At 56.2% G+C, this 19,512-nt stretch carries 19 protein-coding genes and 4 tRNA genes; 8 read left to right on the top strand and 15 right to left on the bottom strand.

The window, feature by feature from the left end:
• Positions 1-158 precede the first annotated feature (158 nt).
• The gene (gene pflA / locus AC2D8U_RS10580; protein ID WP_484619263.1) at positions 159-899 is read left to right on the top strand and encodes a pyruvate formate lyase 1-activating protein; all 741 of its coding nucleotides are present in this window, start codon (positions 159-161) and stop codon (positions 897-899) included.
• A gap of 100 nt (positions 900-999) precedes the next feature.
• Positions 1,000-1,644 (top strand): energy-coupling factor ABC transporter permease, encoded by a 645-nt coding sequence (locus AC2D8U_RS10575; protein WP_484619017.1) that lies wholly within the window; start codon positions 1,000-1,002, stop codon positions 1,642-1,644.
• Between the two features lie 222 nt (positions 1,645-1,866).
• Here the strand turns inward: AC2D8U_RS10575 and yfbV are convergent, their stop codons facing one another.
• A complete protein-coding gene (gene yfbV, locus AC2D8U_RS10570) occupies positions 1,867-2,304 on the bottom strand; it encodes a terminus macrodomain insulation protein YfbV (protein WP_484619016.1) in 438 nt (145 codons plus the stop codon).
• 260 nt (positions 2,305-2,564) lie between these two features.
• On the opposite strand from yfbV, the gene AC2D8U_RS10565 reads away from it, so the two are divergent.
• Both AC2D8U_RS10565 and pta read left to right on the top strand, forming a co-directional pair.
• On the top strand, positions 2,565-3,758 hold the full coding sequence (locus AC2D8U_RS10565; protein WP_484619262.1) for an acetate kinase: 1,194 nt from the start codon (positions 2,565-2,567) through the stop codon (positions 3,756-3,758).
• A 58-nt stretch (positions 3,759-3,816) separates the two neighbouring features.
• Positions 3,817-5,952: a phosphate acetyltransferase gene (gene pta / locus AC2D8U_RS10560; RefSeq protein ID WP_484619015.1), complete on the top strand. Its 2,136-nt coding sequence runs from the start codon at positions 3,817-3,819 to the stop codon at positions 5,950-5,952.
• Between the two features lie 193 nt (positions 5,953-6,145).
• On the opposite strand, the gene AC2D8U_RS10555 is transcribed toward pta, so the two are convergent.
• Genes AC2D8U_RS10555 through AC2D8U_RS10540 form a run of 4 tightly spaced genes read right to left on the bottom strand, consistent with a single transcriptional unit; the run spans position 6,146 to position 8,332 of the window.
• Positions 6,146-6,535: a CBS domain-containing protein gene (locus AC2D8U_RS10555; RefSeq protein ID WP_484619014.1), complete on the bottom strand. Its 390-nt coding sequence runs from the start codon at positions 6,533-6,535 to the stop codon at positions 6,146-6,148.
• Entirely contained in the window at positions 6,532-6,882 is a 351-nt protein-coding gene (locus AC2D8U_RS10550) for a P-II family nitrogen regulator (protein WP_484619013.1), read from the bottom strand. The genes AC2D8U_RS10555 and AC2D8U_RS10550 overlap by 4 nt, the downstream gene beginning before the upstream one ends.
• The gene (locus tag AC2D8U_RS10545; RefSeq protein WP_484619012.1) at positions 6,867-7,643 is read right to left on the bottom strand and encodes a DUF1538 domain-containing protein; all 777 of its coding nucleotides are present in this window, start codon (positions 7,641-7,643) and stop codon (positions 6,867-6,869) included. The genes AC2D8U_RS10550 and AC2D8U_RS10545 overlap by 16 nt, the downstream gene beginning before the upstream one ends.
• Positions 7,631-8,332, bottom strand: a complete 702-nt coding sequence (locus AC2D8U_RS10540) for a DUF1538 family protein (protein WP_484619261.1) — start codon at positions 8,330-8,332, stop codon at positions 7,631-7,633. The genes AC2D8U_RS10545 and AC2D8U_RS10540 overlap by 13 nt, the downstream gene beginning before the upstream one ends.
• Before the next feature lie 178 nt (positions 8,333-8,510).
• Here AC2D8U_RS10540 and AC2D8U_RS10535 point away from each other — a divergent pair, with 178 nt between their 5' ends.
• Entirely contained in the window at positions 8,511-8,948 is a 438-nt protein-coding gene (locus AC2D8U_RS10535) for a hypothetical protein (protein ID WP_484619011.1), read from the top strand.
• On the opposite strand, the gene ggt is transcribed toward AC2D8U_RS10535, so the two are convergent.
• From ggt to AC2D8U_RS10515, 4 genes are all read right to left on the bottom strand, one after another.
• The gene (gene ggt, locus AC2D8U_RS10530; protein ID WP_484619010.1) at positions 8,945-10,678 is read right to left on the bottom strand and encodes a gamma-glutamyltransferase; all 1,734 of its coding nucleotides are present in this window, start codon (positions 10,676-10,678) and stop codon (positions 8,945-8,947) included. The two genes, AC2D8U_RS10535 and ggt, sit on opposite strands and share 4 nt — an antisense overlap.
• Positions 10,679-10,810: 132 nt before the next feature.
• Entirely contained in the window at positions 10,811-10,933 is a 123-nt protein-coding gene (locus AC2D8U_RS10525) for a hypothetical protein (RefSeq protein WP_484619009.1), read from the bottom strand.
• A 365-nt stretch (positions 10,934-11,298) separates the two neighbouring features.
• Complete coding sequence (locus tag AC2D8U_RS10520) at positions 11,299-12,207, bottom strand: class I SAM-dependent methyltransferase (protein WP_484619008.1); 909 nt, start codon at positions 12,205-12,207, stop codon at positions 11,299-11,301.
• A 12-nt stretch (positions 12,208-12,219) separates the two neighbouring features.
• Positions 12,220-13,248, bottom strand: coding sequence for an AI-2E family transporter (locus AC2D8U_RS10515; protein WP_484619007.1), 1,029 nt, complete (start codon positions 13,246-13,248; stop codon positions 12,220-12,222).
• An 87-nt stretch (positions 13,249-13,335) separates the two neighbouring features.
• Between AC2D8U_RS10515 and folX the strand changes: the two genes are divergently transcribed.
• Complete coding sequence (folX, locus tag AC2D8U_RS10510; protein WP_484619006.1) at positions 13,336-13,701, top strand: dihydroneopterin triphosphate 2'-epimerase; 366 nt, start codon at positions 13,336-13,338, stop codon at positions 13,699-13,701.
• A 20-nt stretch (positions 13,702-13,721) separates the two neighbouring features.
• Positions 13,722-14,627: a TIGR01777 family oxidoreductase gene (locus AC2D8U_RS10505; protein WP_484619005.1), complete on the top strand. Its 906-nt coding sequence runs from the start codon at positions 13,722-13,724 to the stop codon at positions 14,625-14,627.
• A 54-nt stretch (positions 14,628-14,681) separates the two neighbouring features.
• Here AC2D8U_RS10505 and AC2D8U_RS10500 read toward each other — a convergent pair whose 3' ends face one another.
• Positions 14,682-17,147, bottom strand: coding sequence for an ABC transporter permease (locus tag AC2D8U_RS10500; protein WP_484619260.1), 2,466 nt, complete (start codon positions 17,145-17,147; stop codon positions 14,682-14,684).
• Positions 17,147-17,833, bottom strand: a complete 687-nt coding sequence (locus tag AC2D8U_RS10495) for an ABC transporter ATP-binding protein (protein ID WP_484619004.1) — start codon at positions 17,831-17,833, stop codon at positions 17,147-17,149. The genes AC2D8U_RS10500 and AC2D8U_RS10495 overlap by 1 nt, the downstream gene beginning before the upstream one ends.
• A gap of 40 nt (positions 17,834-17,873) precedes the next feature.
• Here AC2D8U_RS10495 and AC2D8U_RS10490 point away from each other — a divergent pair, with 40 nt between their 5' ends.
• On the top strand, positions 17,874-18,488 hold the full coding sequence (locus AC2D8U_RS10490; RefSeq protein WP_484619259.1) for an arylesterase: 615 nt from the start codon (positions 17,874-17,876) through the stop codon (positions 18,486-18,488).
• 474 nt (positions 18,489-18,962) lie between these two features.
• Here the strand turns inward: AC2D8U_RS10490 and AC2D8U_RS10485 are convergent.
• The 4 genes from AC2D8U_RS10485 to AC2D8U_RS10470 form a co-directional block, all read right to left on the bottom strand.
• A tRNA-Glu gene (locus tag AC2D8U_RS10485) sits at positions 18,963-19,038 on the bottom strand.
• Between the two features lie 63 nt (positions 19,039-19,101).
• A tRNA-Ala gene (locus AC2D8U_RS10480) sits at positions 19,102-19,177 on the bottom strand.
• A gap of 7 nt (positions 19,178-19,184) precedes the next feature.
• A tRNA-Val gene (locus AC2D8U_RS10475) sits at positions 19,185-19,260 on the bottom strand.
• Between the two features lie 158 nt (positions 19,261-19,418).
• Positions 19,419-19,494: transfer RNA gene (locus AC2D8U_RS10470), tRNA-Glu, on the bottom strand.
• Positions 19,495-19,512: the final 18 nt, after the last annotated feature.

The raw sequence follows: 19,512 nt of genomic DNA, 5'->3' as shown, positions 1-19,512 counted from the left end.
TATGGCCTTTATAAAGCATTTGGGTTATAAATTGTTCGGTCAGGCGCCATATGGCCAGAACTTATGGCCGAACCCGGGGTGTTTTCGTTATCCTAATCCCATAATCAGAGATTATTTTGACGATAGTCACTCTCTACACTGTGAGTCAGGAGTCGATCATGGGCGTCAAGGGACGCGTACATTCTTGGGAGACCTGCGGCACCGTTGACGGGCCGGGGATCCGCTTTATCGTATTTTTACAAGGCTGCTTGATGCGCTGTCTTTACTGCCATAACCGTGATACTTGGGATCTGGATGGCGGCAAAGAGGTCAGTGTCGATCAGATCATGGAGCAGTTAACCAGCTATCGTCACTTCTTTGAAGCCAGTGGTGGTGGCATTACCGCCAGTGGTGGCGAAGCGGCCTTGCAACTTGAATTTGTTCACGAGCTGTTCTCTGCCTGTAAAGCCGAGGGGATCCACACCTGCCTGGACACCAACGGCATGATCCGCAAGCACACTGAGATCGTTGATCAGGCACTGGCCGTGACCGATCTGGTGCTCCTGGACATAAAGCAGATGAACGACACGATCCACCAGAACCTGGTGGGCGTCTCCAATAAGCGTACCCTGCAGTTTGCCGAGTATCTCAACCGGATCGGCAAAAAAACCTGGATCCGCTATGTTGTGGTGCCGGGTTACACCGACGACGATGCCTCAGCACAAGAGTTGGCCGATTTCCTGGCCCCCATGGACAACATTGAGAAAATCGAAATGTTGCCCTACCACGAACTGGGTAAGCATAAGTGGGAAGCGATCGGCGAAACCTATCAACTTGATGGTGTGGCCCCACCGCCGAAAGAGACCATGGAGCGCCTCAAGGCAATCTTTGTCAGTCGTGGCCTAAACGCAAACTACTGAGCATAATCCCTCACTAAGAACCGGCCATGTGCCGGTTTTTTTATGGTTTATCTAGCCCTATCGCATACACTGGAGAAAAGGCAGGCAGCTGAGGTGACGGATGAATGAAGAGCTGAATCTGGTCTTTTCCCTACTCTACGCCGTCTTTCTCGGCTGGATCTTCAAAACCAGTGCCCTGCGCCAAAACTGGCGCTTGCCTACCTATCGCCACCTGTGCCTCGCGGCCAGCCTGGGACTGCTATGTCTGTGGCGGATCCGAGCCGGGATCTACGAAGGGCTGGATCTGCACTTCCTGGCACTGCCACTGATCACCCTGATGTTCGGCTGGCGCAGCGCCATCCTGATCGCCTCCGCCCCCCAACTGATCCTGCTACTCTTTGGTGTCGATCTTTGGTCCAACAGTGCCGGGGTGTTCTGGTTGGGGATCACCCTGCCCATTCTGGCCAGTTACCTCTGGCTAATGCTCTGCCATAATCTGCTACCAAAAAACTTATGGATCTACGTCTTTATCGGTGCCTTCCTCAATGGTGCCCTGGTTTATGCCGTTCGCACCTTTGGCCTCGCCCTCTGGTATCAGGGCAGCTACGACTGGAGCCTGCTACAGGATAACTATTTGATCCTTATCCCTCTGTTCCTGTTTCCCGAAGCCATGCTCAACGGTTTCCCCACCACCCTGCTGGTGGTCTACAAGCCCGAGTGGCTGGCTACGTGGGATGAGAAACGCTACCTGCAGGGGAAAGACTAGATGCTGAGGGGCCAGGTACTGGAAGTCTACGGCTGGGTGCTGAGTACTGGGTGCTGGGTGCTAGGTGCTAGGTGCTAGGTAGAGCATCAAGGCACCGGCCTTTCCTAGAACCCAGGCGCTTCCCTAGAACCTAGACTCTTTGCTGGCACTCGGACTTGGCTCCTGCCCCATAAAGGAACGCCGCCCCAGTGGGGGCGGCGACTCGGTCACAGCACGGCGGTCTTACATGTCACGCCAAAAGGCGGTGTCGAGGCGTCTGAACGCTCGTTCTAACAGGCACGCCATGTGCTGATACTGGGACTGTGGCACCAGAGGCGCCACTTCGCAACCGGCTTCCACCAATCGCGCTCTAACCTCCTTACACCAGCTTAAAACGGATAACGGTAGAGGTTGTACCGACCGCCATCCTAACCAGTATAGACCTTGCAGCGGTAGACTGACGATTAACAAGGCTTGTGCCAGGGCCAAGCCCATCACCTCATTACCCAACAACATGAGTTGAAATGCCAGACCGACCATGGCCACGACAGGCAGCCAAGTCAGACCAAAGCGAGTAGCTTTGATCACCCTAAATTCAGGAAAGCGATTACCCAGCTCAGGGTTTAACGGCCAAACCTTCATATAATGGTGGCCCGCTTTGAGTCGTTTAAGGAGTTGCATGAATAAGATTGCCCTTGCTAAGTGAAACCGATCACAGACTGCGAACTCTTACACCGTAGCACAATTCCTACGCGGCCGTAATCGGGTAAAATGGTCTTACCTTAGGCGGCTGTGTGATCCTTCTCCGTGAACTTGTTTCAGGACGTGAACCATCACACAAAACTGCCACGACTATACTGATAGTTTTCTATCACTTTACGGTGCCGGGCTGACGTCATGTTGGCTGGTCTGGCAAACAACATACTCCTTTAGGTGTTGAAATAATGAGCAAACTTGTTCTGGTTCTTAACTGTGGTAGCTCCTCTCTGAAATTTGCCGTTCTGGACGCGCAAACCGGTGACGAGCACCTGTCTGGTCTGGCTGAGTGCTTCAACTTGGTTGACGCCCGTATCAAATGGAAGCTGGACGGTAAAAAAGACCAAGCGGATCTAGGTGCCGGCGCAGCCCACCGTGAAGCTCTGGACTACATGGTTAACACCATCCTGGCTAGCAAGCCTGAGCTGGCTGAACAGCTGGTTGCCATTGGTCATCGCGTGGTACATGGCGGCGAGAAGTACACCAAGTCCGTGCTGATCGACGACGCCGTACTGGCCGGTATCGAAGAGTGTGCCACCCTGGCCCCACTGCACAACCCGGCTGCCCTGATCGGTATCCGTGCCGCCAAGGCCTCTTTCGCTGGCCTGCCACAAGTTGCCGTTTTCGACACCGCATTCCACCAGACCATGCCTGCCGAAGCGTACTCCTACGCTATCCCGCAGAAGCTGTACCGCGAGCACGGCATCCGTCGCTACGGCATGCACGGCACCAGCCACCTGTTTGTTGCCGGTGAAGCTGCCAAAGCCCTGGGCAAAGACGCTGCCGATACCAACGTGATCTCCTGCCACCTGGGTAACGGTGGTTCCATCACTGCCGTACGCAACGGCAAGTCCGTTGATACCTCCATGGGTCTGACCCCACTGGAAGGTCTGGTCATGGGCACCCGCTCTGGTGATCTGGATCCAGCCATCGTCTTCCACCTGGTAGACAACCTGGGTTACACCCTGACCGAAGTCAACAACATGCTGAACAGCCAATCCGGCCTGCTGGGTCTGTCCGAGCTGACCAACGATTGCCGCGGCATCGAAGAAGGCTACCAGGAAGGCAACAAGGGCTGCGTACTGGCGATGGAAGTGTTCTGCTACCGTCTGGCCAAGTACATCGCTTCCTACACAGTGCCTCTGAAGCGTGTTGATGCCATCATCTTCACCGGCGGCATCGGTGAGAACTCCGACCTGATCCGTAAGAAGGTACTGGAGCACCTGACCATCTTTGGTTACGAAGTTGACGAAGAGAAGAACCTGGCTGCCCGCTTCGGTGGCGAAGGTGTGATCACCAAAGACGGCACTCCTGTTGCTATGGTGATCCCAACCAACGAAGAGTACGTGATCGCATCCGATGCTCTGAGCCTGATCTAAACTCAGACGCAAAGTTCGGGCTCCTTCGGGAGCCCGTTTTTGGTGACAAGAGGAAATTATGTCCCGAGCAATTATGTTGGTCCCGGTCGGTACCGGGGTAGGCCTGACCTCCGTCAGCATGGGTATGGTCCGTGCCCTGGAGCGTCAAGGCGCTAAAGTAAACTTCTTCAAACCTATCGCCCAGCAACGTCCTGGCGATATGGGCCCAGAGCGCTCCACCACCATCCTGGGTACCTCCCCGACCATCAATCCGCCAGAACCCCTGTCCATGGCGTTTGCGGAGAAGTGCATCACTGCCGGCGACACCGACGTGTTGCTGGAGGAGATCGTTGCCACCGCCAAACCGACCGAAGCCGATACCGAGGTACTGGTTGTTGAAGGTCTGGTACCAACGTCTGGCCACCCGTTCGCCAACACCATGAACGCACGCATCGCCAAGGCGATGGATGCCGACATCGTGCTGGTGATCAACCCGGGCGCGGATTCCGCAGCCCAGGTACAGAGCCGTCTGGAAGTGGCTGTCAATAATTTTGGCGGTAAAGCTAACAAGCGGATCCTGGGTGCCATCGTCAACAAGATTGGTGCTCCGGTTGATGAATCTGGCCGTGCCCGCCCAGATCTGTCCGAAGCCTTCGATCACGACAACGTGGTCCGTGGCAGCCAGTCCGAGATGTTCCAGCTGTCCGCCAACAGCCCGGTGCCTATCCTGGGTGCCATTCCCTACAACCTGGGGCTGGTTTCCCCACGCGCTTCCGATCTGGCCAAACACCTGGGTGCCCGCATCGTCAACGCTGGCGACATGAACAGCCGTCGTCTGCGTCGCGTCAGCTTCTGTGCCCGCTCCATTCCGAACATGATCGGCCACCTGCAGGCCGACTCCCTGCTGGTGACCTCTGCCGACCGTGAAGACGTTGTCGTGTCCGTGTGTCTGGCGGCCATGAACGGCATGAAGCTGGGTGCTCTGCTACTGACCGGTGGTTATGAGCTGGACGAACAGGTAGAGCGTCTGTGTCAGCAAGCCTTCGATACCGGCCTGCCGGTCTTTATGGCGGACACCAACACCTGGCAGACCGCCCTGAATATCCAAAACTTCAACCATGAGATCCCACTGGACGACATGGAGCGTATCGAGGAGTCCCAGAACTTTGTGGCCTCACACATCGATCGCAAATTTGTGGAAAGCCTGACCGACAACTCCAAGCGCGAGCGTCGCCTGAGCCCACCGGCTTTCCGTTACCAGCTCACCGAGTTGGCCCGTAAGGCCGGTAAGCGCGTCGTGCTGCCGGAAGGTGATGAGCCGCGTACCATCAAGGCCGCCGCCATCTGTGCCGAGCGCGGCATCGCCGAGTGTGTCCTGCTGGGTAACCCGGCCGAGATCCGCCGCGTTGCCGAGCAGCAGGGTGTGACTCTGGGCGAAGGGATCGAGATCATCGACCCAGAAGTCGCTCGTGAGCGCTACGTTGCGCCGATGTGCGAACTGCGTCGCAACAAGGGCCTGACTGAAGTCGTTGCCCGCGAGCAGCTGAAGGACACCGTTGTCCTGGGTACCATGATGCTGGCCGAAAACGAAGTGGACGGCCTGGTATCCGGTGCGGTGCACACCACGGCCAACACCATCCGTCCACCGCTGCAGCTGATCAAGACCGCCCCAGGCTCCTCCCTGGTGTCGTCCATCTTCTTCATGCTGCTGCCGGATCAGGTTCTGGTCTACGGCGACTGTGCCATCAACCCGGATCCGAATGCCGAACAGCTGGCCGAGATCGCCATCCAGTCCGCAGACTCCGCCAAATCCTTTGGTATCGAGCCTAAGGTTGCGATGATCTCTTACTCCACCGGCAGCTCCGGCTCCGGCGCCGACGTAGAGAAGGTGCGTGAAGCCACCCGCCTCGCCCAGGAGAAGCGTCCAGATCTGGTGATCGACGGCCCGCTGCAGTACGACGCGGCCGTAATGCCTAACGTTGCAGCCTCCAAGGCTCCAGACAGCCCAGTTGCAGGTAAAGCGACCGTCTTTGTGTTCCCAGATCTGAACACAGGCAACACCACCTACAAGGCGGTACAGCGCTCCGCGGATCTGATCTCCATCGGTCCTATGCTGCAAGGCATGCGCAAGCCGGTGAATGACCTGTCCCGAGGTGCCCTGGTGGAAGACATCGTCTACACCATCGCATTGACTGCGATTCAGGCCAACGCCTAATGAAAAAGCCGGACTCCTTGAGTCCGGCTTTTTTCTGTCCAAGGCCCTTACTTTGCCCTATTTAAGGGCATCTCGCGTTGCCTGGTGCAAAACTAAACTAAGCAAAAAACTCTTTGCAATGAATAGGTTGAAAGTAATGCACCGGCGTTTCAACAGGCTTGTCCACAGATTCTGTGGATAACCTCAGGCCGGCTTAAGTTATCCCATTAAGCACCAGATCACGGTAGCTGATCATCCCCACTATGGTATCCCCGTCCACCACGGGTGCCTGATTGATACCAAAGCGCTCAAATAAACGGGCGCAATAGCGCATTTGCATGGTACTGGGCACGGTGATCACGGGTTTTGACATGATCTCGTAGAGATTGACCCGCCCGGGGGCGCGATTTTTCGCAATCACCTGTTTGCCAATGTCGGACAGGAGCACTAGGCCATATTCATCGCCTTCGTCTCGCTTGGCCACCACCACAGCTTCAGCACTTTCCCGGCGCAACCTTTCCACCGCCTCAGCCACCGTATGTAAACCATCCATCTGTACCCAGCGATCACTCATCACCTGCTGTACCGATGTCCGAGTCGTCATAATTTATCCTCCACCGTCTCACTCAGACTTTCAATCTGGTGAGCCACGCCCACCACATCCTCTACATCCAGCTGCAAGGCAATTCCTGTGCCCGGCGTGTGGTCAAAGTTACCTTCCTTTGCCAGGGTTTCCAGGACCGAGCGGGCCAGGTGTTCCTCCACCACAAACAGTAAGACATCCCGCTGCAGTTCCAGATTCAAACCAAAGAAGGTCTTCTTAGGCTTCAACCCTTCACCCCTGGCGTGGTTGATCAGGGTAACACCGGTTGCCCCAGCATCACGCGCAGCCTGGATCAAAGCCGTCGATTGAGTATCATCGACGAAAGCGACTATCAATTTGAAGCGCATTGTGTACCTCGCTTTTCCTGGCGACTGCGCCGCCACTCCATTAACTGGGCATACCCCATTACCGTCATGATGGGAAACAGACTAGCAAAGGCGATCAGGCCAAAACCATCGATTAAGACACTGCGACCCGGTATCGCACCGGCCAGCCCGAGGCCCAGGGCTGCGACCAGAGGCACAGTCACCGTGGAGGTCGTCACGCCACCTGAGTCATAGGCCAGGGGAATGATCATGGCTGGGGCGTAGCGAGTCTGGATCACCACGACCAGATAGCCGGTCAAAATATACCAATGGATGGGATCCCCCACCACGATTCGGTAGCAGCCTAAAGAGATCCCCGTCGCTACCCCCACGGCAACAGCCAATCGAAGGCCCCAGGGGCGAATGCTTCCTCCGCTAATCTCATCGGCCTTCATCGCCACCGCGATCAAAGAGGGCTCGGCAATCGTTGTCGCAAAACCTATTGCGAAAGCAAACAGATAAACCCAGTAATAATCGATCCAATGATCCGGTTTCCCCAGGAAAGCTGGGGAAGTGAGTTGCTGGGCCATCACCTCCCCCAAAGGAAACAGCGAGTGCTCCAGCCCCACCAGAAACAAGGCCAGGCCCAGTACCACGCAGCCCAAACCCAAGAGTTTTTGCCGCACCTGGGCAATCGGCTGGCGCAAGACCACAAACTGGAAGCCAAAAAGCACAAGAACAATGGGCACCACATCAAGCAGGGTCTGCAGGAAGGTTGCGCCGATCTCGCTTATCCAACCCATGGTAATAGGATCCCAAAGAGGAGCACAAAAATAATGGGCAGCAGGGAGGCAAAGGCGATCAAGCCAAACCCGTCCAGCATCGGATTACGCCCCTCGATACTGTGGGCCAATCCCACTCCCAGGGCGGTAACGAGGGGGACGGTAATGGTGGAGGTGGTCACGCCTCCAGAATCGTAGGCGATACCGATAATCGAATCCGGGGCAAACAAGGTAAGCACCATCACGGTCAGGTAGCCACCGATGATCATGTTGGGGAGGGACCAAGCTAGCAGGATCCGCAATACCCCCAACACGATAGCGCAGCCCACGGATAAGGCCACCACAGAGCGTAGCTGGTTGGCATAGAGCTCCTGGGCTTTAGCACTGGCTTCAATCTCACCGGCTTCGGCCGCCACTTCTGCCGCTTCCTCCGCCACGGCGATAAGGGCGGGCTCGGCCACTGTTGTGCCAAAGCCCAGCAGGAAAGCAAACAATAACAGCCAAAAGACGGATCCCTTTCGAGCAAAAGCCTGGGCAAGGGACTCGCCGATAGGAAACAGTGCCAGCTCCAGCCCATAGATGAACAGGGTCAGCCCAGCCACGACCAGGAACATGCCCAGGAGTATCGTGGCCACCCCAGGTAAAGGCTGCGCCAGCACACCCCATTGGAAAAACACCACCACCAACACGATGGGAAGCAGGTCCCTCATACTGTCCAAACCGGTGCGATAGAGCTGTACCCGTTTCAATCGCCCTCCAGGCAACGTCATCCCCAACACACAGTTAACCATATATCAACAACATTGTCCGATGATCCTGATCAAGGCGAAGGGGGGTTGATCTTCCCCTGACTGCCCCCTATCGTAGCCGGGACATTGGGAGAAATTAATGATCAGAACCTTTTGCACTTTGCCCCTGTTGCTGGTGCTAACCCTGCTTACGGGATGCAAGCCGACCGTCGTTGAGCCCAAACCGGAAACCACCGCCTTGCGCTTTTTTCATGCTCTCTATGTCGAGCAAGACCTTCCCCTCGCTCTCTCCCTGGTCGAGCCTGAACTGGCGCAACTAATGCGCCACTATCGCGTCGCCAGCCAGATCCAGCGCAATGTGATCGGACTGGCCCTGACGGATGTCGAACTGGCCATCACAGAGGTGGATATCGATTTTTTCCGACGCCGAGCCAGTGAGGTCGAGATCCTGGTCCAGCTACGCGGTTATCAGGGCACTCGCTATGTGATCGACGATCGACGAGTGAAGCTGAAACGCAAAGAGGATCGCTGGCTGATCACTCGACTCTACAGCGATCCATTCAAAACCAACGGCTAAGGCTCTTTGGTGATCTGCCCACCCGCGGCACTCCCCTCACGTCGGGGATCCGCCGCCCCAAGCCAACCCCGCTCCGTTCGCCGGATCACCTGAACCCCACTATTGAGTTCGCCTAACTTCACCTGATAACCCAAGTCTTCCATTTGCCCAGCCAGCGCCTCCTGGCCCCGACCGGCCTCGAGCCGCAAATAGTCGTTACGATGACTCAACCTGGGCAGCGCCAAAGCCTCATCCAGAGGCAATTGCCAGTCCAGCAGTGCAATCAGCATCTGACTGACATAGCTGATGATCCGGCTTCCACCTGGTGAGCCCAGGGCCAACACGGGTTGCCCATCTGCGGCCAACACCAGGGTTGGTGCCATGGAAGAACGAGGCCGTTTCCCTCCTTCTACCCGGTTGGCTGCCGGGTGCCCAGGCTCCCCAGGATGCAGGGAGAAATCGGTCAACTGATTATTGAGCAAAAAGCCCCCCACCATCAGTGAAGAACCAAAAGCCATCTCAATACTCGAAGTCAGACTGAGAAGGTTACCCTGGCTGTCGGCCATCACCATATGGGTCGTCGAGGGCAGCGGGGCCGTATGATCCGGGCCAAAGGTAAGGGAAAACTCTCCGGCCTCGACCTTTCCGCCATCGTGTAACAGCGGAAGCTGACGCTTTCTCGCCATCAAATATTCCCTGTCGAGCATCTCCTTAACCGGGACTGCCACATGATCCGGATCCGCCAGATAACGGGCTCTGTCGGCATAGGCAACACGGGAAACCTGGCTAAACCTGTGGGTGAACTCACTCCCACCAGGAGCCATCATGGCCACATTGGTGGGCGACAACATGGTCATGATCTGGCCAACGGCAATCCCCCCTGAGCTCGGTGGTCCCATTCCACAGATCTGATATTGCCGATAGCGACTGCAGATGGGTTCACGCCAGCGCGGTTGATATGTCTGCAGATCACTCTGCGTCATTTGCCCGGGACGGTCCGGATCTGTCCGAACCGCCTCTACGATCTTATGGGCCAGGGTACCTCCATAGAACGCTTGGGGGCCCTCATTGGCAATAGCCTCCAGAGACGCCGCCAGTTCAGGGTTGCGAAGCCTATCTCCGGCACTAAGCCAGCTCCCCTTTGGCGCAAAGTAGTCCCGTGCTGAACCGCGTCGGCTCAAGCCGGGATTGATCTCTTTGGCCAGCAGGGAGGCCAGTCGAGGTGACACCTCAAACCCCTCTCGAGCGAGGGCGATGGCCGGTTCAAACAGCTCTGGCCAGGGCAAGCGTCCATAGCCTTGATGCGCCTCGTACAGTGCTGCAATGACGCCCGGAACTCCCACAGAGCTGCCTCCCACCACCGCTTCCATCCATGGGACAGGCCGAGCCTGGTCATCCAGAAACAGGGACGGGGTCGCCGACACAGGGGCTTGTTCTCGGCCATCCAGGCTGAGCACCCGTTTCTGGGCTGCATCCCAATAGAGCATAAACAATCCCCCACCAATCCCTGACGATTGAGGCTCGGTTAGGGTCAGCACCATCTGGGCTGTGATGGCGGCGTCCACGGCACTCCCCCCTCGGTCTAGTATTTGACGGGCTGCCTCCGTGGCGTAGTGATTGGCCGTCGCAGCCATATAGTCCCGTTCCTCAACAACAGGTTGTCTCGCAAAGCCGGTAGCCGCTTCAGGCTCACGCTCCGCTCCCTGGCATGCCCATACCAGCCCCAACCACAATAAGGCGCTCCAACGCATATCAGGTCCTTGAAATAACACATGAGTTCTCAGTCTACGCCAACCCGGATCGGTCGTGCACCAACAGCGGGATCCCACCGATACAAAAACAGCGACCCTTGGGTCGCTGTTCTTCGAAGACTGCCGGGATGATTAGTCCAGAAAGGCCTCATCATCCAGATCGGTAGGCAGCTGCTCTGCCACTTCATCCTGAACCTGATAATACGCGTCCTGATAATCCTGCATGTCATTCCCCAGTTCTTTGCCAACTTCCATCACAAATACCTCTCAATGGATGTGGCGCCCTTCACACCACAAATCAATTATTAACAGCTTTTCACACCCAATCAAGATAAGTTTTTGTTTTTATTCTTATTGGCGTTTTATTACATGCACTTTCTTACAAGCCCTTGTTTTCATCACGCGAAGTAGAGAAAGTGTTAGTAAGAATCCATCAAGCCCTATGGGTAACCCGGCACAAGCTCGACAGAGTGACAGGAAGGAAAAGAGGAAATGGCACGCTCGTTAGCGTGCGGCCCACAAGATTTATGGGCCGATGGAAACCATCCAATAGGGTTCAGATCAACGGAAGTGGGTCAACCCGTTGCTCCGCACCCAGCACTGGTATTGGATGGGCGTGATCACTCTTCCCGTTTGCGATAACGCAGTACCTTTAATCCCCGATCCGCATCGATCTCGGGAAAACTATCCGGGTTGGCCAACTGCTCGACATATGCCAACGAGGGGGCAGACTGAGCCACCTGCTCACGCAGAAATGCCCGACTCAGTTCAGGCGCATTGAGGCATAACAGAGCTTCACCACCGGGACTGAGCAGCTCAGGCAAGCGGCGCAACATGCGGGGATAGTCTTTGGTGGCGATGAAACTGCCCTGCTGAAAGCTTGGGGGATCGGCCACGATCAGATCAAAGGGCCCCAGTTTCTTCAATTTACCAAACGTCTTAAACAGATCGTGCCCTAAATAACGCACTTTCGCATCGAAGCCGTTTTTCACATGATTGCGCTTACCCTGACCCAGCGCAGGTTTGCTCATATCCAGATTCACCACCTCCTTGGCGCCCCCATCCATGGCATACACAGAGAAAGCGCAGGTATAGGCAAACAGATTGAGGACCTTTTTCCCCCTGGCGTGCTGGCGCACCCACTCCCTCCCCTTGGCCATATCCAGGAACAACCCATGATTCTGGCCCCGAAGCAGATCCAGTTCAAACCACAATCCCCCCTCCTGCACCCAGTGCGGTTTCGGAGGTGGCGTACCGATACAGTGGGTCTGGGCCGGGCTTTGATGGCGATCCTGCCAGATCAGACTCAACGGAGCCGGACTGACCCCATGCCACCAGGTGCCCAGCTGAGCCAGGAGTTCGGCCTTGTCCTCTTCACTCAATGGACAAAAGTGGGTGAACAGCAGCGACGGGGCCAGGTAGTCCAGGGTCAGCCCTTCCAAGCCGGGGAAACAGTGCCCCCGGCCATGGAACAAACGGTGGCAGCCGGACTCCGGCAGCTGCGCCGGTAAGTGAGGAAGCAGTTGCATGTAAGGTGCTCATTATTCGACAGGGGCTTGAGGCTCTGCGGAGGCCACGACCGGCTTAGGATCCCCCTCCAGCAACACGGCCAGCCAGCGGCCGTCATTGGAGGACTCCAGCCCGATCTTAACGATCATGGTCAGGGGGACCGACAGCAGCATACCGACGGAGCCCAATAGCCAGCCCCAGAAAATTAAGGAGAGGAAGACTACCAGAGTCGACAGGCCAAGGGTACGCCCCATCAACCTGGGCTCGACAACATTGCCCATTACCATATTCGCCGCGACGTAGACACTGGCGGATGCAGCCGCCGCACCGACACCAAACTGAAGAAAGGCCAGCGCCACCGCAGGCACCGCCGCGATAATAGAGCCAATATTCGGGATGTAGTTAAGCAGGAAAGCCACCAGGCCCCACAGCAGGAAATAATCCACACCGATCAGGTACAAGCCCAACCCACAGAAAACCCCGGTTGCTAGGCTAACCAAGGTTTTGATCGCCAGGTAACGATTAACCGAATCCAGAAAACGATCGATCTGTTGCAGCCGCATCTCCGGATCGTCCAAAGCGTAGTGCAGCTTGCGATTGAGGCCGGATGCCTCAAACAACATAAAGACCACCGCCAATACAATCAACAGGGTGTTGGCCATCAGGTTGCCCAAGCCTGACAGGATGTCCGTCGCCAAGCTCATGGCTCGGCTGGGATCAAACTGTTCCCTGAGCTGTTCGGTCGACAGGTGGATATTGAACTGACCAAGGAAGTCGATCATCGGCTGGAACTGACCGGTCAACTGCTCCCGATATAGCGGCAGCTGGCTGCGAAAATCCGCAATGGAGCTGCCCACCAGGGTCCCCATCCACAGGCTTAGCAAAACGACTAGGGCAATCACCGCCAGAATGGCAATGCCCCTTGGCAAGTAGGCCCGCATCAATAATCTCACCAAAGGTGAGCAGATGATGGCAATAAACATCGCCAATAAAAATGGCACCACGATAGCACTGGCCGCCTTGATCCCGGCGAAGATGACGACCAGGGAGGCTACCGTCATTGCACTGCGCGAGGCCATTGAGACTTGATTAAGGGGGGACGGAGCCATTAGTTTGGTTACCGAACGCTAGGGAATATGGTGGATATTATGATGCAAAACCAGGCAGTTATTCGAATAAAAAATCTTCGTTTGCGCACTTTTATCGGCATTAATGATGAGGAGATCCAAAACAAACAGGATGTGGTGATCAACGCAACTATCGTTTATTGTGCCAAACGTGCAGCCAACAGCGATAATATGACGGATGCGCTCAACTACCGTACCATCTGCAAAGCCATCATTGCACTGGTAGAAAACAACCGCTTCAGCCTGCTGGAGAAACTCACATCGGATGTGCTGGCCCTGTGTCGTGAGCACCATTGGGTCGACCAAGCTACAGTAGAAATAGATAAACCCCACGCTCTGCGTTTTGCCGACTCTGTCTCCATGCAGTTGACTTGGCAACGGGAGTAAGTAGATCCGAGGTACCTTGAATGAAGATCCTGATCACCGGGGGCACTGGTTTTATCGGCCGTGCCCTGATCGACGCCCTGCCCCAACACCAATTTACCGTACTCAGTCGGGATGTCATTAAAGCTGAGGCGCAACTTGGCAGCCAGCATCAGTATCTTCGCTCCCTCGCCACTTTGACCGATCTCAACGGCTTTGATGCCGTCATCAACTTGGCGGGGGAACCCATCGCCGAGGGGCGTTGGACTACGCGAAAGAAGCGCACGATCTGTGACAGTCGCTGGCAAACCACGGCGAAATTGACGGCGCTGCACGACAACAGCACCCAACCTCCTGCCGTGTGGATCAACGCATCCGCCATTGGGATCTATGGCCCTCGGGATCCCGAACCGGTGGACGAGAGTACCCCGGTCCACGCACTGGATTTTGCCGCCCAGGTCTGTGAGCGTTGGGAGCAACTGGCCCAACGCACCGCCGGGCGATCTCGACTTTGCATTTTACGCATCGGCCTGGTGCTCCATCCTGAAGGCGGGGTACTGAAGAAGATGCTGCCAGCCTTCCGACTGGGGCTCGGCGGCCCCATGGGCAGTGGCAAGCAGATGGTATCCTGGATCCACAGGGAAGACCTTATCGCCCTGATCATCTACCTGCTGCATCACGACAGTGCCGCTGGTGTGTTTAACGCCACCGCCCCCCATCCGTTAACCAATGCTCGCTTCAGTGGAATGCTGGCCAAGACTCTGCACCGACCAGCCTTGTTACCCATGCCAGCTTTTGCCCTGCGACTGGCTTTGGGGGACATGAGTGAGTTGCTGCTGACCGGGCAGGCCGTCCTTCCCAAGGCCGCCGAAATGGCTGGCTTTACCTTTCAATATCCGATGCTGGAGGATGCATTGGCTTCGTTACTGGCGCCCTCACCATCCCCCTGAGCCGAGGAAAACTCGCGGCTTTGGGCTCCATCGCATGCACGGGCTCAAGCCCCCCTATGCAGTGCGCTGCAACAGCTGGGCGCAGCGGTTGGCCAGCAGACGCCGACAAGCCCACAGCCCCAGCAAGCCAATCACGCTGGCACCGAGCAAGGGAATGCTCCACCACCAGTGCCAGTGAGGCTGGATCTGCAAGTCAAACACCCGTGTCTTGATCAACACCAGCAGCAGCTCAGCCACCATCACAGCCAATACTCCGGACACTGCACCCAGCAGCATGAATTCACAACCAATGGCCGCCTTGAGCAAGCTTCCCCTGGCGCCTAAGGTACGCATAATGGCCAGTTCCTGGCGCCGAGACGCCATTCCGGCTTCCGTCTGGGCCATCAACAGCAGACTTGAGGCCCCCCCCACCACCAGCAAGACCCACCCCAAGGCCAAAGAGACTTGATCGACCACCCCCCTTAACTGGGCAATCATGGCACCAACATCGATCACCGACACCGTGGGAAATTCGCGGACCAACACCGACACCAGCTCAGGTTGTGCTTGTGGATGCTTAAAGCTGGCGATAAAGGTAGGAACAAAGGACTCCAGCATCACGGGGGGAAAGATAAAAAAGAAATTTGGTTGCATGGTTTCCCAGTTCACCTGTCGCAGGCTGGTTACCGTCCCACTTACCTCCCGGCCATCAATAACAAAGCTCAGCCTATCGCCCAGCGTGATCCCCAACCGCTCAGCCACTTCCGACTCCACCGAGATTTGATCGGTCGCCTCAGGTTCAAACCATTCTCCAACCAAAAGCGGATTATTGGGTGGCAGTTCCCTTCGATAGGTCAGGTTAAGCTCCCGTCCGATCCCCTCACGCCCCTGTGTAGACTCTGCCTCTTTGGTTACCCGCTGGCGCACGGTTTCTCCGTTGATGGCAGAAAGGCGCCCACGGATCACTGGATAGAGATCCGTGGCAGACACCTGTCGACTCATAAGGAAATCTGACACTTCCTGGCGTAAGTCCGGCGCGATATTCACAAGAAAATGATCCGGCGTCCCCTCCGGTAGCTGGCGTTGCCAGTCCTCCAACAGATCCTGGCGCAAAGCTAAGACGGTCAGCAGCAACATCAAAGCCACCGTAAAGCCGACCAGTTGCAACAGGTTCTCGCGCGCCCGTCGCCGCAGTCCGGCCAAGGCCAACTGCAGGGGAGAGCCCGTTCTCACGCCCAACTGTCGCCCCCAGGCCAGCAGCACAAAGGCAACTCCAGAAAGCAGCAGCGCCAAGGCGCCGGCACCAACAAGCATTACCCAGGTCATCGTCCAGTTACCGCTGTACAACCAAGCGAGCAATGCCAGTGATGACAGCGCTAAGAACCCGTTGATCCAACCAGCGATCCCAACAGGCTCCAGATCTCGGCGAAGCACGCGCAGCGGTGCCACCTTCAGCAGGCGCAACATGGGATACAGAGTAAAACCTACGGCCGTGATCAAACCGGTTGCTGCCCCCAGCAGCAGAGGCCTTAAGCCAACCCCATCCCCCATGGGCACCGCACCGGGTAACACACTGGCCATCCCCCGAGCCAAAAGAACGCCAAGCAGCAAACCGATGCTGATCCCCAGTACAGCGGTCAACCCCAGGTGAAATGCAAAGATCCTGCGGATCTGACGATGTTGCGCCCCCAAGGTTTTCAGCATGGCCACCACGTCGTAATGCCTTTGACAGTAGCGCCTCGCTGCAACGCCGACGGCAGCACAGGCCAGTGCGATCCCAAGCAGGGTCGCCATCAACATAAAGCGCTCTGCACGATTGATGGCACGCGATAGCGGGGAGCCCTGGTTACGGACATCAAGCCAGCGCTGGCTGGTGGTCAATTTAGCAAGCAGCCAGTCCTCAAAAGCGGCAACCGACTTTGCACTGCCAGCAAATTGGTAACTCCAGGACAATCGACTTCCCGGCTGGACTACGCCGGTCTGTGCCACATCCTGCATTCTCATCAGGATCACTGGTGCCGATGCAAAGACGTTAAATCCCCCATCGGGCAAGCGAGAAAAGGCGCCGCCTACGATAAACTCAGCATCGCCTAATTCGATGAGTTCCCCAACTTTTGCCTGCGAATGCAGTCGACTGTCTATCCATACGGAACCAAGCTTCGGCAAAGAACCGGTTAGCGTTGTTAATGGCTCAATCTCTCCCTTTAAGGGATAGGGATCCGAAACCGCTTTAACCGAGACCAACTTCAGCCCTTCTCCCATAAACGCCATCGACTGAAACGAGAGGATCTCAGCCACTGAGAGACCCAGATCCCTTGCCTGTTCCAACCAACGGCGATCCACAGCCTGAGGAGACTGGAGTACCCTGTCCGCCGCAAGAAACTGAGATGCTTCTTCCACCAGCCCCTGCTTGAGCCGCTCTGAGACCAGGCCAAGACTGGTCACCGAAAGGACGGCCAGGGCCAGGGCTGCGGTGATCAAGCGCAGTTGCCCTCCTCTGAGTTCCCGTCGAAACAGACGCCACGCCAACCCCCACTGCATCATACGACCTCCAACAGCCCGGCCTTCATCTCGACCTGTCGTTGGCATCGTTGCGCCAGCTCAAGATCATGGGTCACAAGCACCAAGGTGGTACCCAGTTCCCGATTAAGCTCAAACAAGAGGTCTTCTACCAGTGCACTGTTGGCATGATCCAAGTTACCTGTCGGTTCATCGGCAAACAAAATCTGAGGCTGGCTGGCAAAGGCTCTGGCGATGGCAACGCGCTGCTGCTCTCCTCCGGAGAGCTGATTGGGAAAATGATCAAGGCGATCAGCCAAGCCAACTCTCTTAAGCAACGCGCGCGCGCTCCCCTGCGCCCCGCTTCGTCTTGCCAACTCCAGTGGCAGCATGACGTTTTCCAAGGCGGTGAGGCTGTCTACCAGCATAAAGGATTGAAAGATGAAACCGACTCTTTGAGCACGAAGGGCAGCCCTTCCCTCCTCATCCAGTAGGTGCAACGGAGCGCCAGCCAACCAGATCTCGCCTTCGCTAGCGCGATCCAACCCGGCCAGCAATGACAACAGAGTCGACTTCCCAGCTCCGGAAGGGCCCGTCACCGCGACGGACTCTCCTTTCTTGACTTCCAAGTTCACGCCACTGAGGATGGACAGAGTGCCATCCAATGTGGCGACCTGGTGGGTCAATTCCACGGCCTTAATGGCCAACTCATTTGGAGGAGAGATCATAGTGAGGCATTCCTTGCAGCTCGTTTTAATTGCCTTTTTCATGGGAGTCAGCCCGTTCGTATGGGGCAAACCCGTCTCCATTCTAATACTGGGAGACAGCCTTAGTGCAAGTTATGGTATGAACGAGCAGGAGGGCTGGGTACAGATCCTTCAAAGAAACTTAGTGGATACTCACCTGATCAATGCCTCTGTCAGTGGCGAAACGACAGGAGGGGCACTTCGACGATTGCCGAGTCTGCTTAGCAACCATCAACCTGACTGGGTCTTTATTGAACTCGGAGGCAATGACGGTTTGCGAGGCTTCCCCCTTCCTGTCACAGAGAGAAACCTTAAAGAAATCATTCAGGTTAGCCAAGAGGCCGGAAGCAATGTCATGGTATCGAAGATCGAGCTTCCACCCAATTATGGCCGGCGATACACCCAAGCCTTTCGAAAGATCTTTCTTGATGCTGCAGAGCATTACGACGCGCAGCTTATCCCTTTCTTTATGGCTGATATCGCCATCGATCCCAACTTGATGCAAGCCGATGGGATCCATCCTAATCGAAAAGCCCAGCCCTTAATCGCCGAGTTTTTAAAGCCTTGGTTTGAGTCTGTGCATACCCCTGACTCAAGCCTAGATCCACTGTCGGGCTCCCCTCACAGAGCACAGTGACCACTCAATCAGCTCTTTATACAGTAAAAGAAGGGCAATCTGTTCGGCAGGAAGTTGGGGCAAAGGGGTTTCTGTCGGGGACAGTAGAGTTCAACATCCGGTACAAACGACAAAAAGCCACCGTAAAAACGGTGGCTTTTCGAAAGCGGCTTACCCAAGAGGTAAGATAACTGGCGTCCTGTACAGGATGCGCCCCTGTTATCAACGTGCATTGTGAGCGCGGTGGCACACCGCCCACGGCGATAGCAGTCTACCCGAAGGTAAAAAATAAGTGGCGTCCTGTACAGGATGCGCCCCCGTTATCGACGTGCATTGTGAGCGCGGTGGCACACCGCCCACGGCGATAGCAGTCTACCCAAAGGTAAAAAATAAGTGGCGTCCTGTACAGGATGCGCCCCTGTTATCGACGTGCATAGTGAGCGCGGTGGCACACCGCCCACGGCGATAGCAGTCTACCCGAAGGTAAAAAATAAGTGGCGTCCCCTAGGGGATTCGAACCCCTGTTACCGCCGTGAAAGGGCGGTGTCCTAGGCCTCTAGACGAAGGGGACCCCGGACCATCGTTTCAACTCCGATGTTAAGAGCTTCTCCCTCTACCTAAGCGAAGAGAGAATTGGTGGAGCTACGCGGGATCGAACCGCGGACCTCTTGCATGCCATGCAAGCGCTCTCCCAGCTGAGCTATAGCCCCAAAGATCTGGTGGGCGATACTGGGCTTGAACCAGTGACCCCCTGCTTGTAAGGCAGGTGCTCTCCCAACTGAGCTAATCGCCCAAATCTTTGATAACCTCCCGCTGCAATTCCGATGAATCGAGCAAGACGCTGAATAAGTGGCGTCCTGTACAGGATGCGCCCCTGTTATCGACGTGCATAGTGAGCGCGGTGGCACACCGCCCACGGCGATAGCAGTTTACCCGAAGGTAAAAAATAAGTGGCGTCCCCTAGGGGATTCGAACCCCTGTTACCGCCGTGAAAGGGCGGTGTCCTAGGCCTCTAGACGAAGGGGACCCCGGACACACCGTTTAG

It is taken from the genome of Ferrimonas sp. YIN67, assembly GCF_057219095.1.
The sequence above is the reverse complement of the archived record's forward strand: the minus strand, read 5'-3'. Positions and strand labels throughout refer to the sequence as shown.

Bases quoted from the DNA above. Each gene is read 5' to 3' on its own strand.
- AC2D8U_RS10515 (WP_484619007.1), bottom strand. From the start codon at position 13,248: ATGACGGTAGCCTCCCTGGTCGTCATCTTCGCCGGGATCAAGGCGGCC.
- AC2D8U_RS10505 (WP_484619005.1), top strand. From the start codon at position 13,722: ATGAAGATCCTGATCACCGGGGGCACTGGTTTTATCGGCCGTGCCCTG.
- AC2D8U_RS10540 (WP_484619261.1), bottom strand. From the start codon at position 8,332: ATGAGGGACCTGCTTCCCATCGTGTTGGTGGTGGTGTTTTTCCAATGG.
- AC2D8U_RS10520 (WP_484619008.1), bottom strand. From the start codon at position 12,207: ATGCAACTGCTTCCTCACTTACCGGCGCAGCTGCCGGAGTCCGGCTGC.
- AC2D8U_RS10555 (WP_484619014.1), bottom strand. From the start codon at position 6,535: ATGACGACTCGGACATCGGTACAGCAGGTGATGAGTGATCGCTGGGTA.
- AC2D8U_RS10550 (WP_484619013.1), bottom strand. From the start codon at position 6,882: ATGCGCTTCAAATTGATAGTCGCTTTCGTCGATGATACTCAATCGACG.
- AC2D8U_RS10575 (WP_484619017.1), top strand. From the start codon at position 1,000: ATGAATGAAGAGCTGAATCTGGTCTTTTCCCTACTCTACGCCGTCTTT.
- folX (WP_484619006.1), top strand. From the start codon at position 13,336: ATGATGCAAAACCAGGCAGTTATTCGAATAAAAAATCTTCGTTTGCGC.
- AC2D8U_RS10535 (WP_484619011.1), top strand. From the start codon at position 8,511: ATGATCAGAACCTTTTGCACTTTGCCCCTGTTGCTGGTGCTAACCCTG.
- AC2D8U_RS10525 (WP_484619009.1), bottom strand. From the start codon at position 10,933: ATGGAAGTTGGCAAAGAACTGGGGAATGACATGCAGGATTATCAGGAC.
- yfbV (WP_484619016.1), bottom strand. From the start codon at position 2,304: ATGCAACTCCTTAAACGACTCAAAGCGGGCCACCATTATATGAAGGTT.
- AC2D8U_RS10500 (WP_484619260.1), bottom strand. From the start codon at position 17,147: ATGCAGTGGGGGTTGGCGTGGCGTCTGTTTCGACGGGAACTCAGAGGA.
- pta (WP_484619015.1), top strand. From the start codon at position 3,817: ATGTCCCGAGCAATTATGTTGGTCCCGGTCGGTACCGGGGTAGGCCTG.
- ggt (WP_484619010.1), bottom strand. From the start codon at position 10,678: ATGCGTTGGAGCGCCTTATTGTGGTTGGGGCTGGTATGGGCATGCCAG.
- AC2D8U_RS10545 (WP_484619012.1), bottom strand. From the start codon at position 7,643: ATGGGTTGGATAAGCGAGATCGGCGCAACCTTCCTGCAGACCCTGCTT.
- AC2D8U_RS10490 (WP_484619259.1), top strand. From the start codon at position 17,874: ATGGGAGTCAGCCCGTTCGTATGGGGCAAACCCGTCTCCATTCTAATA.
- AC2D8U_RS10495 (WP_484619004.1), bottom strand. From the start codon at position 17,833: ATGATCTCTCCTCCAAATGAGTTGGCCATTAAGGCCGTGGAATTGACC.
- pflA (WP_484619263.1), top strand. From the start codon at position 159: ATGGGCGTCAAGGGACGCGTACATTCTTGGGAGACCTGCGGCACCGTT.